The sequence below is a fragment of the Vibrio sp. Vb0937 genome, assembly GCF_033338855.1.
Map to the genome: position 1 here is coordinate 1 of NZ_JAWOTK010000027.1, position 16189 is coordinate 16189.

Annotated in this window: 10 protein-coding genes and 1 pseudogene; 5 read left to right on the top strand and 6 right to left on the bottom strand. The window is 45.1% G+C overall.

The genetic code is table 11. From position 1 onward, the window contains the following. The 3 genes and pseudogenes from R7P67_RS19975 to R7P67_RS19985 all read right to left on the bottom strand — a co-directional run. Positions 1-161: pseudogene (locus R7P67_RS19975) on the bottom strand (1-aminocyclopropane-1-carboxylate deaminase/D-cysteine desulfhydrase); the annotation flags it as partial. Positions 162-268: 107 nt separating this feature from the next. After that, the gene (locus tag R7P67_RS19980; protein ID WP_213897749.1) at positions 269-1555 is read right to left on the bottom strand and encodes a sensor histidine kinase; all 1287 of its coding nucleotides are present in this window, start codon (positions 1553-1555) and stop codon (positions 269-271) included. Beyond that, positions 1552-2229: a response regulator transcription factor gene (locus R7P67_RS19985; RefSeq protein WP_005389368.1), complete on the bottom strand. Its 678-nt coding sequence runs from the start codon at positions 2227-2229 to the stop codon at positions 1552-1554. The genes R7P67_RS19980 and R7P67_RS19985 overlap by 4 nt, the downstream gene beginning before the upstream one ends. Before the next feature lie 152 nt (positions 2230-2381). On the opposite strand from R7P67_RS19985, the gene R7P67_RS19990 reads away from it, so the two are divergent. The 3 genes from R7P67_RS19990 to R7P67_RS20000 are packed head-to-tail and all read left to right on the top strand — an operon-like array spanning position 2382 to position 5252. Next, a complete protein-coding gene (locus R7P67_RS19990; RefSeq protein ID WP_167415328.1) occupies positions 2382-3422 on the top strand; it encodes a glycosyltransferase family 2 protein in 1041 nt (346 codons plus the stop codon). 2 nt (positions 3423-3424) lie between these two features. Further along, on the top strand, positions 3425-4831 hold the full coding sequence (locus R7P67_RS19995) for an ArnT family glycosyltransferase (RefSeq protein ID WP_045412049.1): 1407 nt from the start codon (positions 3425-3427) through the stop codon (positions 4829-4831). 4 nt (positions 4832-4835) lie between these two features. Further along, a complete protein-coding gene (locus R7P67_RS20000; RefSeq protein WP_262597335.1) occupies positions 4836-5252 on the top strand; it encodes a GtrA family protein in 417 nt (138 codons plus the stop codon). 134 nt (positions 5253-5386) lie between these two features. Here the strand turns inward: R7P67_RS20000 and R7P67_RS20005 are convergent, their stop codons facing one another. From R7P67_RS20005 to R7P67_RS20015, 3 genes are all read right to left on the bottom strand, one after another. Further along, positions 5387-6331, bottom strand: coding sequence for a hypothetical protein (locus tag R7P67_RS20005; protein ID WP_167415325.1), 945 nt, complete (start codon positions 6329-6331; stop codon positions 5387-5389). Between the two features lie 3 nt (positions 6332-6334). Beyond that, entirely contained in the window at positions 6335-9832 is a 3498-nt protein-coding gene (locus R7P67_RS20010; protein WP_167415324.1) for a T6SS effector BTH_I2691 family protein, read from the bottom strand. 262 nt (positions 9833-10094) lie between these two features. Further along, complete coding sequence (locus tag R7P67_RS20015) at positions 10095-12428, bottom strand: YgiQ family radical SAM protein (RefSeq protein ID WP_213874783.1); 2334 nt, start codon at positions 12426-12428, stop codon at positions 10095-10097. Between the two features lie 425 nt (positions 12429-12853). On the opposite strand from R7P67_RS20015, the gene R7P67_RS20020 reads away from it, so the two are divergent. Together R7P67_RS20020 and R7P67_RS20025 are read left to right on the top strand one after the other, a co-directional pair. Then, positions 12854-15310 carry an EAL domain-containing protein gene (locus tag R7P67_RS20020; RefSeq protein WP_213874782.1) on the top strand — a complete coding sequence of 819 codons (2457 nt, stop codon included), beginning with the start codon at positions 12854-12856 and terminating at the stop codon, positions 15308-15310. A gap of 86 nt (positions 15311-15396) precedes the next feature. Then, positions 15397-16107: a hypothetical protein gene (locus R7P67_RS20025; protein WP_064368604.1), complete on the top strand. Its 711-nt coding sequence runs from the start codon at positions 15397-15399 to the stop codon at positions 16105-16107. The last annotated feature ends 82 nt before the right edge of the window (positions 16108-16189 follow it).

Consider the following 16189-nt stretch of genomic DNA (forward strand, 5'->3'; position numbering starts at 1 on the left):
CTTATTAACGTGGTGATGTCGGGATTTTGCTCTTCCATTAACGCCATAAACTTACGTGCTTTGTTCCCAGAAAAGTGAGAATGCAGCATGTCATCACGCTTAAGAAAAAACGTATGACCGTTGAAGTTGTGTTGAGTTATCGGGCTTTCAGAGAGTTTCATGTGACTGCTGACGTGTCCAACCACGCGACCTTGCCGTTAAAAAGGGCGCGTAGTGTAACGCCATTAAACCCAGATAAAAAGTCTGTGTTTCAGTACAACCATTTCGGTTATTCCTGATGCTCTGACGCAAGATCAATTACTGCCTCACAACCACCTTCTGGATGTGTACCAATCTTAAATTGCCAGCCATAGCGTTGGCACAAATCATCCACAATCATCAAACCTAATCCGTGCCCATCTGAGTGCGGAATGGTCGAAAAGCCTTCACCTTCATCGCGCACCGAGATGGTGTTTTCATCCATGCTGATATGAATTGATCCCGATGGTGTCGCGGCGATGCCGTTGCGAATCAGGTTACCAAGAATTATGGTCAACACGGCATTGGTCGCACGCGTTCTTGGGTTGCCGTCGTTCTGTACATTAAAGTTGAGTGCTTTCTCATCCGCCTGAGCTTGGCTTTGGAAGATGATTTGGTTGAGTTCTTCTTCGGTGATGCTGCGCACTGGTGAATCATCTGCATTACGCTCGTAACGTACTAAGCCGAGTAGGGCATCCACCATAGTCGACATTTGCTGCGTTGCATCCTGAATTCGATTCACTTGGCGGGTCTGGAAATCTGTGTTCGCACTTCTCGCCAGTAAGCTACTTGAGCCTTTCATCACGGTTAACGGTGTACGCAGTTCATGGCTTGCGTATCGTGCAAAGGCTTGCTCTCGCTTGATGACTTGGTTGATTTTGTGGCGATATTCATTCAACTCATCCGCGAGGGTTTGGAACTCTTTGGCCGAGCCCTCAGGCACACTAAAGGTCTGCGTGGCATCGCCTTGGTGGTGATCGAGTTGAGTTTTAAGCGCATTGACGGGTTCAATTAAGCGCTGTGATAAGCGCAGCAGCAGACTACCAAACAGAAACACCAGCACGGCGACAATGGACAGCACCATAGCGACGACGAGAATGAATTCCTCTGAGGTGATCTCGATTTCATCAATCAAGGAAACCAGAATAACGGGATGTTCAACGCCTTTGTAGGTGTAAGTGCTCATGTAAACCATGCGCGAGTATTCACCGTCTTCTACTTCATCAAGAAAGTGCTTTTGACCAATCAGGTATTTTTGATAGCGCTCGGCAACCAATGAGATGTCGTTGTATGCAGTGGTGAGCAGGTCAAGCTGAATACTGCCTTGCTCTGGGTGGGACTGGAAATGTTCAATTGCTTCTTTTTTGTCGACCATAATACGACGCTCGCCCACGCGGTCTTCAGACCAAAGCAGGGAGCCGGTAATCAACAAAAAGCAGAAGATGCCAATCACGACCGACACAAAAGAGAAAAACAGAGCGAGTCGCCCTGTCATACTTTGTGTGCTTTGCGTGCTAGCAAGTAAGCGATTGATCATGCACCTGTCTCCAAGCGGAAGCCAACTTTCGGCACGGTGATAAGCACATGTTGTTCAAATGGCTTATCAAGTTGGTTGCGAAGTTGGTAAATGTGGCTGCGCAGAACGTCGTTGTTCGGCTCGTTCTCTTGCCAAAGTTGGAAGGCAATTTCTTCGCGTGTCACTACGTCTGGCGCGCTTTTCACAAGCATTTCCAGAATGGTGTAAGTGGTAGGGTTTAGCGCCAACAGTTTATCTTGGCGATAAGCTTTACGCGTTTTTTGGTCGATAGACACTTCACCGTATTCCAACTTGCTCGATGCGACAGTGCCACGGTAACGGCGGATCAGTGCCATCATACGCGCTTCAAGAATATCCAGATCGAAAGGTTTGGTCAGATAGTCATCCGCACCGTGTTGGAAGCCTTTGAGCATATCGTCACGGCTATCGAGCGCCGTCAGCATAAGTACCGGTGTGTTGTTGCCCGCGTCGCGAAGTTTATTACACATGGTCAGGCCATCCATGCGTGGCAGCATGAGATCGAGCAAGATGATGTCGAAGGTGTTTTCCATCGCTAGTTTCAGGCCGAGTTCGCCGTTGTCTGCATAATCGAGTTCCATACCTGCACACTCAAAATAATCGAACAGCATGCCTGCAATTTCTCGATTATCTTCGACTAAAAGTACGCGTTTCATGTATTTCTCTCCAAGTGGGCAGGTGTTCGAAAATAAGACTTCGTCTTAACCGAACATTATTCACTAAGGACGTGAAAAAGATGTCAATAACATCTCTTTCACGTTGATGTTTGTAGACTGGATTCATTCATCGGATTTAGTGGAAGAGTAGCATGTCAACCTTCAACATTCACGCTGCAACCTTTTCAAAGGTGAGCCAACACACTGAGCCTAAAACAGTTTTGTCTGTTGTGGTGCCATTCTTTAACGAGCAAGAAGTCTTACCTGAATTTCATCGTCGTTTAGCCGCCGTTTTGGATGAAATGCCAGAACGCTGTGAAATCGTTTATGTGGACGACGGCAGCAAAGACGAGAGCCTAATGATCGCGCAAAACTTTTCTCAATCTTCTAGCGACGTTCGTTGTATTGCACTAAGCCGTAACTTCGGCAAAGAGTCCGCCATGAGTGCGGGTCTGGAACACTGTCAAGGTGAAGCGGTGATCGTGATTGATGCCGACTTGCAAGACCCGCCTGAGTTGATCCCGCAAATGGTATCAAAATGGCGTGAAGGGTATGACGTGGTGAACATGCAGCGCAGCGAGCGCCACGGTGAAACTTGGTTCAAACGCTTCTCGGCCGCTTGCTTTTACAAAGTGCTTAACAGCATGGCGAAATTGGATGTGCCTGAGAACGTGGGCGATTTCCGTCTACTGAGCGCAAAAGTGGTTAAGCACATCAATGCGCTGCCAGAACGTAACCGATACATGAAGGGCATTTTTTCTTGGCCGGGTTTCAAGCAAGTGACGGTTCAGTTTGAGCGTGACGCTCGTTTCTGTGGTGAGACCAAATGGAACTATCTCAAGCTGATTGGCCTTGCAATGGATGGCATTACCTCGTTTTCCATTCGCCCTTTGCGCTTAGCGACACTTGCTGGTGCGTTAGTGGCGTTCAGTGCCTTTATCTATGGCGTATTCATAGTGATGAAAACCGTTGTGTTTGGTGAACCCGTCACTGGTTACCCATCCATGATGGTCGTCCAACTTGCCTTGGGCGGTGTGCAACTGCTGTCGATTGGCCTTTTGGGCGAGTACATTGGCCGCATTTTTGTCGAGACCAAGCAACGTCCTCTTTATCTTGTTCAGTCCGTTTACGAGCAGCCTGCAAAACATCAATCCATCCAAACCATGAAGTTTAAACTTGGAGAAACCGCGTAATCATGAGTATTAATAAAACCCATTTGTGGTTGTTGTTGGCGTTTGCTCTTTTACTCCGTCTTATTTCACTTGCTGCTTACCCTTTGATGGACACCACAGAAGCCCGCTACGGCGAAATGGCGCGCTTAATGGTGGAAACCGGCAATTGGCTTACCCCACAGTTTGATTACGGCGTGCCTTTTTGGGGGAAGCCCCCCCTGTTCACGTGGATGAGTGCTTACGGCATTGAGCTGTTTGGATTGAATGAATTTGCAGTGCGCGCGCCTCATTGGTTAGCGGGTGTTGCGACGATTGTTTTTGTTGCTTTCATGGCGCATCGTGCAGGCTTTAATGCTGTCATCGCAGCGTTGGTACTGGCGACGTGTGGCATCTTTTCAATTGCGGCGGGTGCGGTGATGACAGACATGGCACTGACGTTGGCAATGACGATGGCGATGGTTGGTTTTTACTATTGCTGGCTTGGCAAAGACAAACACAGCCGATTGTGGGGTTACCTCGGTTTCTTTGGCTTGGCTTGCGGGCTGTTAGCGAAAGGTCCAGTGGCGATCGTGATCATGGGCATCGCAGTATTTCCTTGGCTCGTGATTCAGCATGGTTTCTTTGGTGCCTTCAAAGCCTTGTGGCAGCGTTTTCCAATTGTGTCGGGGTTGGCGCTCATGCTGGCGATTGCTCTACCTTGGTACATCATGGCTGAAATGGCGACGCCTGGATTTATTGATTACTTCATTGTTGGCGAGCACTTTAAGCGTTTTGTTGTCAGCGGTTGGGAAGGGGATCTGTATGGTTCTGCTCATGATCAACCACGTGGGATGATCTGGGTATTCTGGCTACAGTCGGCTGCGCCTTGGTCAATTGTATTGCCTATCTTGGCGTGGAAACGTCGTAAGGTGCTCAAAGCCATTGAAACTGATCATCAAGGTTTGTTTAGCTTCCTGATGTGTTGGCTGATTTCCCCAATGATCTTGTTCACCATGGCTGGGAATATTTTGCCTGCTTACGTGCTACCGGGTGTGCCTGCATTGGGTATCTTGATTGCGATGCTGGTGGATAAACACGATTTCAAATGGCTGACCGGAACGGCAGCGGTGTTGCCAGCGCTGCTTATGATTGCGATGTTGGTTTTGAATATGGGCAAAGCAGATAGCCGCAGCGACCGCATCATCTTCGCGCAAATTAATGACAACGCTCCAGTCTTCTACATTGGTAAGCGCCCGTTCTCAGGCCAGTTCTATAGTCATGGTCAGGCGAAAAAGCTTGAAGATAAGAATGACTTAAACAATCTGAAGAAATTCCACCTGATTGGTAAATCGCAGCAAGTGGATAGCATGATTCATGAAAATGCGTTGAGTTGTACCAACGAGTTCACAGCAAAATCGAAACGCTCACTCTACACCTGTGTGGTTGGGTAACGGAATGTGCAAATTACCAAGATTTGCTTCTTTAGAAAGGTTTGCTTCGTTAACAAGGTTTGCTCTGGTAGGTGGTGTCGGCTTTATGGTCGACACCCTTATCTTTTCTGTGTTGTTCCATTGGTTTGGTCTGGAGCTGATGTTGGCTCGTGGGATAGCATTTTTGTTTGCGGCAACCACGACGTGGCTTGGCAATCGCTGGCTGACTTTCTATCAAGCAGAAAAAACCAACCCTTTCGCTCAATGGCAAAAATTTATGGCGAGTGCCTTTATCAGTGCTTTGCCGAACTTTATTGTGTTCAAAGGCGTAACGCTCGCGCTAGGAACGCAAGGGGTGATGGTCTATTTGGCTTTGATCTTAGGCATATTGGCAGGCATGGTGAGTAACTATTTACTCAGTGCAAAATGGGTGTTTAGTTGAGGATAGAAAGGTTCGGGCTTACTATCCTATCCTCGAGTTAAAAATTCGTTATTTGAACCAATTTTTCTTTTTGTACATCAGAGTAAACCTAAAGCTTTTCATGGGGGGATGTAAAAAGGTAAATAAGCCAAGGTTTATACCTTGGCTGCCGTTAGTTCAGATTTTGATTGTTCGATTTCAGACTCGGTTTGCCACTTACCGTTGTAAAGGTATTCACGCTCAGGAAGCGGGGCATTTGATGCTCTTAAATCAAATACCTCATCGGCTTTATATTCTCTATTACAAACAGGAATGTTAAACAGTCTAGCTTCTGGCTTCGATTCAAACAGCTTTTTGTGGTCATCTACCTCTGTACAATCCAGCTTATATTCCGTAGCTAACTGATTTACCATCGATTCTAAGTCCGTTTCAGTTTTGAAAAATACGTAGCAATCAGATCTACTATGTGAACGGACAATAGTGTTGTGTTCCATATCGATATATTCACACTTATCCTGCTTAAAGTAGAACTGGATCACTTTGCGCTTTTTGTTGTAGTCGGCAAACAACCAATCTTCACGCTCTCCAATTCTCACTTCTGTTGGTTCATCGGGCTTGCGTTTTAACATACCAAATGAGAATAAAATAAGAGCGCCCGCTCCAGCTAACGCCATCGGGCCAACTACCGCTACCATCAAAACGCAAACTACCGCACCGATCCAGCCAACGGCTTGTGTGGCGGTATTCGCCCACTTAGGCATGTTGCGACGCTTCTTCATCACAAAGCCTTTGTCAGAAAAGATATAGTCATAGCGATAGTCGAGGCCAATCGTAAGATAAAAGATCCCGGCCATCATTACTGACAAGATAAGGCCAAAAAAGGTCACGACAAGCGTATCACTTGAGTGTGTCAAAAATACAATTCCAAATAAGAAGCTCATAAATGGCAAAGCCGTTAACTTGTAATGGTAGCGAAATGGCTCTTCTACATCATACTTATGCCATGTTGTTAAATTGTCCCCTTTGAGAATCTCTTGCTCTTGTGCTTCTTGATAAACCGCCAATTCTTCTGGGGTGATATAAAACGGTGAATATGCCAAGGGTTACTCCTGAAAACCTAGTGTGCCAACAGCGGGGGTGAGTGTTTTTTTAATTATGTCTTGTTTGATATTGTCTGAAATAATGCCATAAGTTGCACTCTGTTTTATGCCGTTTTGGAACCAATACTCACGCTTAGCAGGGGCATCATCTTCCACATCGTAAGCTACTTGCATTGCAAGGTAATGATCTGCTTCTTCAATTGGCAAGGTTACTTTGTACACCAGTGATTCTTTGCTCGCTTGATCTTGAGTTTGTAGCGTGACTAAATCTGCGTTTTGATGCCACGAGCCTGACATCAAATCATCTTCTGTTGCCTTGCTGTTAGTTCTCAACGTAATACCATTCGTTGCAGCACGCCTTGGCAGTTGAATATGCACTTCCAAACCGATTAACTCACGATGTGTGTAACCTGGGTAAGCTTGTACTTTTTCAATAGGTTGATGGTATACCGTAGGCTGTTGAATAATAGATTGTAAGTCAAACAGCGCTTGCTGAACCAATGCTGAATTATGCTTCTCTCGTTCGGGTAAGCTCGAAGATTGGCTCCACTGAGTGCGAGTCGGGTGATAACCCCAAGGCAGTTTATCTAACCATTTTTGGAAATCATCTTGTTTCAGTTTATTCAACTTATAATTGATGGCTAGGTATGCAATCGTGAGAATAACCAGGCCGGCCGTTATAGGCCCGCCAAAGGATAAGTTTAATGCAAATTGTCCAGTTAACCCTCCGTATACTTGGAATATACCGACAGCTGACATTGCTGTTAATACTAGGGAATTTGCTACATGCAGATATTTTTCTTGACCATAAACTTTGTCAGCACTCTGCCAAGAACGGTAAGCCTCAATACCCGAAGCTAACGCACCTAAAGCCCCTGTGATTGCTAGCCATTTATTGAATACCTTTAGGTCATCAAGGTTTAAGTTTTTAAAGGTATCTTCGTTTCTATTCACTAACTTTTTTAAGACATTATATGAATGTGACCTTAACCTAGGTTCACCCTTCACTTTCTCCCATAACTTACCTGTACGAACACCTGTCCAAGCGTTGACTGTGTAAAATAACTTTTGCTGGATATCCAAAAATTCATCTGAGGACATTAACCCCGTGTCTTGAATACTGCTCATGGCATCACCAAGCGCGATGCAGTTAAATATTAATGCCAGAAAGCCTAGACCACCGGCATTCTCGAACAGTTTATTCAAATCATTGAGCTTATTCATCACGATCCGCGTTCTAAGCTCGATGGTTCTTTGAGGTAGATCATCAGGTAACTCAATGTACTGCGGGTACTCCAATGTAGCTACAGCGAGAGCCTTCTTAATAGTCTTTTTATTTTTTAAAGCTGTTGTGTATTTAGAGTCAGCTTTGCGGTTATTTTTCTGGAAGTCAGCAATGATTGCATCGTTTTTTTCGAGCTTAATCAGATAATCATTTACGCGTGTTTTCCATTTTTTAAAATCGTGAGCGTAACCTTCTTTTATTGTTACGGGCATATTGTGTGCCATATGTTCTGCAATAACGGCAAATAAATAATAGCTATGACGGTTCAGAGGTTTAGCGAAAACAGGCATCAGCGAAATTGATACTTGTGAGGTCATGCTAACACCAAACTCTACAACGCCTTTTGCAAGCGCACCTATTGCAGATTTAAAAATAATATCCAGCTCTTGGAAACCTTTGGCGATATCTTTGAGAAAGGCTGTTTCCGCAGTGTTTGGGTTGGAAACAAAGTCCATGATCTTAGAGTACATATTCACGCGGTTGCTTGTATCAGATATCTGGTCCATCAACTGATTATCAGGTTCAGGATTTCCTGAGACGATCGACTGTTCATCAAGCGCCTCTGTAATATTCTTCTCCATCACTTTAAATAAACTACGACTAAACCCAGAGGCATAGAGAGCAAGTAAACTGGTTGGTTTCTCCCATTGGCTTTCAGCCCATTGGCGGTCTTCTTCTTGTATCACCAAAGTAAATGACTCAACCGCTTGCTTGTGTAGTTGATACAAGCTGTACTGCGTGTCTTCGCTGTATAGGTCGAAGGTTCTTTCGAGATGATGCGGCGTTAAGGACTCCATTACTGCGATAAAGTCGCGTTTGACCGAAACCACTTGGGCTAGCATGGTTTCTTTTTGTTCTGACAGCTCTTGCATCTCGCTCAGCATTTGCTTCCAGTTGAGCTGCTGACGCCAGCGTTCAGTCGCTATCCATTGTTCGTATTTACCAAAACGGCTCGCAGAAATTCGATATTTGTCCTGTATCGCTTTAGCAATGTCACTTTGGGTATGTTGGTGTGATTCAATCGCTCCAGCGGAAAATTTAGCAGGATAGCCGGACTGAACTGAGCTTTTGTTCTGCTCTGCCAAATCAAGTTGGTGAGAGGAGTCATAATAGTCAGCCATGTCGGTATAAAACGACAGCTCTTCGCCGTTACGCTTAACGCTAGCTGGCATGTCTATCTCGTCACTTGCACCAAACATACACAGTTGCATGGCGGTCTGCATCAAGTTCCACTGGTTTGAAAACTGGTCAGTGAAAAGGCGGTAAGGGCTTGCGGCACCAACAAAATGCAGTGACATATCTTGAATGTCTGCGGCGTAATCTTTTATCGCGACGAAGTAGCCTGATTCTTCTTCTGGAATCGCAGAGGTTAAATCGCTTTCGACTGCGACAGGTTTAAAGACAGAACCATCTTCATCTGCTTTGGTGGCGATGCCAGAATCCGCAAAGCGACCATCATCGACGGTAGAAGATTCAATATCAGCGACTTGGGTTAACTTATCTATTGGTGCAATGTTGTGCTGATTCTCGTTTGAGGACAGAACAATGGTTTGCATGCGATCGATATGATTACTCGGATTGTTAAGTACGCGCATGAACGTGTGCCATGTCCACCGGTGCTCAGAGAAGCAAATCGATAGTACGCTTCCGTTGACGTAAGTAAGGAAGGGCTTTGCATCTTGTGGTGTCCCACGCTGCTCTGATTTTGGGCTTTCTGATTCTCCCAACTTATAGAGCGTGAATTGCGTTCCTTTGATTTCGTATTCGTCTAAGCTTTTGTTGATTGCATCATAGACATACAGCCAACCGTCGCGCAGTTGACGCAGGGTGTAACCAACGGTATTGAGTTTGGCTGGGCCTTGGCCTTTCCATTCTTCAGGCAAACCAAAAGGTTGTGTCTCTTCTGTTTCTAGCTGATCGATGGCATAGCGGACTGGGATAAAGTGCGCAGGTGATGCTTCCGTTGCTTCTTTCTCAGTTTTTAAATTGAGAGGCTCTGGTTCAGACGGCGGTGGCGGATCGATTTTTTTTGTTTCTCCCTCCCAAAACATACTGCGCTCTGGGGGTGAGCCAGCAAGATCATCAGATTCCGTGGTTGGAACGATATTCAGCGATTTCAGTGTACCATCGCTTTCAAATGCCTGAACGGCCTCTTCATAGGTATAGCTGTTGTCATACCAGAACATAGAAGTTTTTGGGGGAAGTGGATTATTCATCGTTAGCCCATGTTTAAGAGTTTTACTCTGTTACGCAAATATCGCACCAAAATAAAGCAATTAAAAATCAATGAGTTAGATTTTTATGGTTTTGCGTCAATCAAATAATTGTTTGTTTTTCCAATAAGTTGGTTGGTGTTTACCATTTTTTGTATTGATTGAATCAAAGTTTGAGTTGTGAGTGATGCCTCAATGAGCCGACAAAACAAAAGGGCTCCAGAGTTACCTCTGGAGCCCTTTCTAGTATCTAAGTGCTAAAGAGTTAGCGACGCTTTGGTTTACGTTGACCAGTTGGTTTGCCTTGTGCTTGTGGGCGACCTTGGCCTTGCGGCTTGCTACCTGCCGGGCGGTTTGCACCGTTGCCGCTAGGACGTTGGCCGTTGCTTGCAGGGCGTTGACCACCTGTAGCTTTACCCGAACCGTTACGGTTGCCAGATGGTTTACCATCTTTTGAACCGCCTTCAGAGCGTTTGTTCAAATGACCACCGAAGCCTGGTTGGTTTTTGGTATGTTTGGTTGCAAAGCGGTTTGCCCCGTGACGACCAGATTTACGACGTTGCGCAGGTGTTTGTGCTTCAATGTCTTCTGCAGGAACGAGACAGCCTTGTTTGTCACCAATCAAATGTTTTTTACCCATACTGACTAGGGCTTCACGGATCATTGGCCAGTTTGCTGGATCGTGATAACGCAACAGCGCTTTATGCAGGCGACGTTGACGTTCACCTTTTGCTACAGGTACATCTTCACGTTTTTTGTACTTCACGCGTTTCAGAGGGTTTGTCTCTGAGTAGTACATCGACGTTGCGTTACACATTGGCGAAGGGTAGAAGTTTTGTACTTGGTCACATTCGAAGTTGTTCTTTTTCAGCCACAGAGCAAGGTTCAGCATGTCTTCGTCTTCTGTGCCTGGGTGCGCAGAGATAAAATAAGGGATTAAGTACTGCTTCTTGCCTGCTTCTGCACTGTATTTCTCGAACATCTCTTTAAAGCGATCGTACGTACCCATGCCTGGCTTCATCATTAGATCAAGAGGACCTTTCTCTGTATGTTCCGGTGCAATCTTCAAGTAACCGCCTACGTGGTGAGTCACGAGCTCTTTCACGTATTCTGGTGATTCAATCGCAAGGTCGTAACGTACGCCAGATGCAACCATCACTTTCTTCACGCCTTCAACTTTACGCGCTTCGCGGTATAAATCGATCGTGTGTTTGTGGTCTGTGTTTAGCTTGTTACAGATGCCCGGGAATACACAAGAAGGACGACGACAGTTCGCTTCCGCTTTTGGATCTTTACAGCCCAGGCGGTACATGTTTGCAGTCGGGCCACCAAGATCGGAAATTGTGCCGGTAAAGCCTGGAACTTTGTCGCGAATTTCTTCAATCTCGTTGATGATAGACTCTTTCGAACGGTTTTGAATGATTCGACCTTCATGCTCGGTAATCGAACAGAAAGAACAGCCACCAAAGCAACCACGCATGATGTTTACAGACGTCTTGATCATGTCGTACGCAGGAATTTTTGCTTTCCCGTACATAGGGTGAGGGACACGCGCGTAAGGCAGGCCAAACACAAAGTCCATCTCTTCGGTCGTCAATGGAATTGGAGCTTGGTTTACCCAAAGTTCACGATCACCATGGCTTTGAAGTAACGCTCGACCAGAGTACGGGTTCGTTTCTAAATGCAGTACACGGCTTGCATGCGCATAAAGAATGCGATCGTTTCTTAGCTTTTCAAACGAAGGTAAACGGACCGCAGTCGTCGCAGCATCGTGGCGTGATGGGCGAATTGTGATTGGTTGTGCAACTGGTTCGTCTTTTTTAGTTTCACACTGAGTTTCTACTTCGTATGGGTTCTTTGGTACGAACGCTTCTTTACGAGGTTTTTCAATGCGAGAAGAATCAATAACCGTGTAGCCATCTGGCGCCGCTGGCAAGTTCACGGCAGTACCACGAATATTGGTCATGGTACTGATCTCTTCGCCGTTTGCGATGCGATGTGCTACTTCGACAAGTGCGCGCTCTGCGTTACCAAAAAGTAGGATGTCTGCTTTTGCATCAAATAGTACCGAACGGCGAACTTTATCTGACCAGTAATCGTAGTGCGCAACACGGCGTAGGCTGGCTTCGATACCACCTAAAACAATAGGTACTTCTTTGTAAGCTTCACGACAACGCTGAGAGTAAACCAAAGTCGCGCGGTCTGGGCGTTTGCCACCTTCGTTATTTGGTGTGTACGCGTCATCGTGACGAAGTTTTTTATCCGCAGTGTAACGGTTGATCATGGAGTCCATGTTACCCGCAGTGATCCCGAAGAACAGATTTGGCTTACCAAGTTGCATGAACGCATCTTTATTTTGCCATTCTGGTTGAGCAATGATACCGACACGGAAACCTTGTGCTTCTAGCAGGCGGCCAATGATAGCCATACCAAAGCTTGGGTGATCCACATAAGCGTCACCGGTTACAATGATAATGTCACAGCTATCCCATCCTAGGGCATCCATTTCTTTGCGACTGGTCGGCAAGAAAGGTGCCGTACCAAAACACTCTGCCCAGTATTTTTTGTACTCATGAATAGGAGTGATGTTATTGGTCATATTTTGCTCTCTGTTCCAGGGAGCGCGAATTATAGCGATTTGATTATCAGGTATCTATAACAAACTCATCTATTCCAGCTTAGTTCATCGAGTTTTATTTGGTTTGTAAAAATATCAATGCTCTATCGGCGATTTTCTGTCTAATTTCACCTTGAAAGCCTCATGGTTATAGATCGGTTCATGAAAAATGTCGCAATCTTAATACAAAGTATAAGCAATGGTGTGCTTATATGGGGTAAGGCCTATAATCAAATTAGTGCATATTAAATGCAAAAGGCTGAGCTGCTCTGGAAATAGTTCTAAGTCGATAGGCTTATCGTTGACACAATCCATCTATAAAGAGGATCGGCAGGTCCCAACTGGAATGTCGCGAATTGACTGTGAATTTTGAGCCTTGGGCTAATTACAAAAAAAGGGGCTAGGGTATGAGTGAATCTACGACAACAGTGCATCCAAAAATGCAAACGACTTCCAGTCTAACTCCTGTTATAGAGTGGTCTTACGATATTGATACTCGCGAGTTCGAATGTGATCAGCAAGGAATGGCAAAGGCATTTGGGATAAGTACGCCAGTAACCAGCCTAAATAACTTGTTTGATCATATGCTGATGGGGCAACAAGAAACGCTAAAACAACGAATTCTAGAAGTGGAACTCTTTGGCGGACGGGGGCGGTTTTCTTGTTGCATGATGCTAAAAAACGTTAACTTAGTGCACGTTACTATTAGTTTTGAAAGGCTCAATAAGCGCATTATCCAAGGCACTATCATTCCACAATTAACAATCACTGGTTGCGAGGAGTTAGCGAAAATCCTCGAAACGATTTTTGATTTGCCAAATGTAGGCGTTTTAGTTGCCGATGAAGATACGCGCATCTTAGGTTGTAACCGTGCCTTTGAGTTACAAATGGGCTATCAAAACCGAGATCTGGTTGGGCTTAAAACTCATATATTCAGTACCTCTCACCATAGCCAAGCGTTTTATGAGCAGCTGTGGCAGCAAATTAATGATGAAGGATGTTGGTGTGGTAACTTGCTGAGCAAAACAGCAAACGGTAGCAACCAAGCTCATCATCTTTGTATTTACCGACTTACGTTTCACTCTGGACGAATTCTTTATCTCGGATTTTCTACGGATATTTCTGCTTCGTTGTTGTGGATGAAAAATCGTTGTGAACAACAGCATGATTGGGCTGCCTTTTTACCAACGAGGAAAGAATTTGAACTCCAATTAGCTAACTTAGCGAATGAAAGCAGAAATAAAGAACTCAACATTGTTATGACACTCAGACCCAAGTTTTCGGAGAGATACTTGCTTGAACAGCAATTAGGTTTTGCAGATTTTATTATGCGAAGTCGCTACACCAGTATTGCGGGGCAGTTATCTCGGGATGTGTTTGTCGTATGCTTGCAGACCCCTCATTGTCAATGGTTGAGCCCGGTTCGTTTGATCCAAATTGCCATGAAAGGGTTCTTTAATGAGCTTAGAAATGAAATGGGCACAAAAATGCATGCCACTATCGTTAAAGGCCAAACTGGTGTGTCAATCCTTGGCTATGATACGAACCGCCCAAGACAAGCGCTAGCACATGCAGCGCAAGCGATGTTGTCCTCTATTTCCGGTGAAGGTAGCTATTTCAACTTTTACGACAGTGAACTTCACTCTGAATTAGTGAAGCGCCAACATCTCGAGGCGTTTTTGGAGGCGCAAATAGAGAGTGGGCTAGTGGACGTTTACTTTCAACCGATTATCGACGTTCAAACCGGAAGCGTGGTTAAGTTCGAGGCTCTCGCACGCTTCTATGATGAAAATGATGCGTATTGCACGCAAAAGATGATCGCTATTATTGAAGATCTAGAACTCATAGCGGCACTTGATGATGTGGTCTGCCAAGCTGCGTTGAAGCACTTTCCGCGCTTACAAGAAATTTATGGCGAGGAAGTGGGCGTGACCATCAATCGCTCCCTCAATACGAAATTGGATTCTCTTCAGATCCTTCAGCGGTCGCATGATTTGATTAAAGCCAGTGGTGTAGACCCTAAGCGAGTAACTATCGAGCTAACAGAAACCGCGTATTTTGAACAAGATGAGGAGCATACTCGAGCTCTAGAGGAAGTGCGGAAAGAGGGCATTGAGATCGCGATTGATGACTTCGGTACTGGGTATTCTTCTTTTTCTTATCTAGAAAAAGGGCAGTTTGATTTACTGAAAATAGACCGAAAATTCATCAAGAACATTCATAAAGGGAGCACCAGCTATAACATTGTGAAAATGGTCACCGAGCTTGCACAGCAAATGAATGTAAAAGTGGTTGCTGAAGGCGTGGAATCTAAGCAAGAACTTCAAGTATTGGCAGAAATCGGTGTCGATTACATGCAGGGCTTTCTATTTTCTGCTGCCGTGCCTGTCGATTTGATGGATAAAGCGGACAGTTATGAGCATCTGTTCTCTGACATCGCGATTGAGTCTAAGCAAAGTGATGTGTTGCAATCTGTGAGCCATGAACAAGTCAGGTCTATGGACCCTGGAGAACCGCTCTCCTTGGCAGTGGAGTACATGAATTTGAATCCAAGCTCGCCTTTAGTTGTTCTCAATGAAAATCGTTGTGTTGGGTTAATTACGAAAGAGACGGTGAATTTACACCTAACGCCTTCGATGGGAACAGAGCGAGAAACTGAACGAGAAAGCCGAATTTGGAAACGTCCTGTTAATCAGATAATGAGCACCGAATTTGTGTTGGTTGATGAGGATTTACCTGTCTCTGTTATTCGAGAGTTGGTTAAAACCGGCATTCGTTTCCCTTGGGTACTGTGTAATACCAAAGAAGAGTACCGTGGAGTTTTAACGCAGGAAGACGCGTTGAAGTATCTTGCTTCTCTGTGAATAAAATTGTCTTACCGTTTTAGCTCATTTGGGGGCCGACTTTCGGTGGTTTGGCGATAGTTGATTTGATATTATCGCCCCCCAAAATGACTTTTGAGCGTGCATTCAACATGATTCAACAATTGCTGGTTACTTTCCCTCCGATGCTATTTGGCGCACAAGCGCTACTGACTTTGCTTCTAATAAAGGGCGATATTTGTCCTGGTCAGCGAGGACGTCTTCATAAAATGTTGCCAGCAGTAGCTGTATTGTGGCTCGCTGTTGCGTCACTTCGCATTGAAGCATTTATGATCGTGTTTGCTATTTTCTACTTCTATTCTCAGGTTCAAACCAAGAAAACGCGTGAAAAAGGGCCACTATGGGCGATGCATTTAGCGAATGGTTTGGCCTTTGCGTATGTGAGTATTCAAGTATTTGAGCAATCAAGCTGGCCAGCATCGATAGCGATGGCGCTAATGATATTTTTCCTTGGGGCGTCATTTTCTCAATTGCTGCTTACGATAGCTCGCAGCAGATTACAGGCATTTCACCGTATTTTACCAGTTACGGGCATTGTGTCTGGAATGCTATTAGTCATCGCAACGTTGTTTGCTTCTTACCAGTTAAATGAAGCTGCACTGAACGCTGCAACACAGTCAATCTTGCTGTCTTTAGCTATGTTAATTTCTTCAATTATTGTGTGGTGTTGGCATATTTTTACGCATAAGAAACCAGAAAAGGTGCAACTGAGCGTTGCCTTGTTGCTAGCACTCGCGTCGATGACGAGCCTGCAAGGTTTATTTTCTCTCGCGGCTTAACCTCTATTCTAAAGACAAAGCTAGACGGCTTATATCCAAGTGCTTTCTTGGTGCTTGGGTATAAGGTGATCACGTTTTAGAT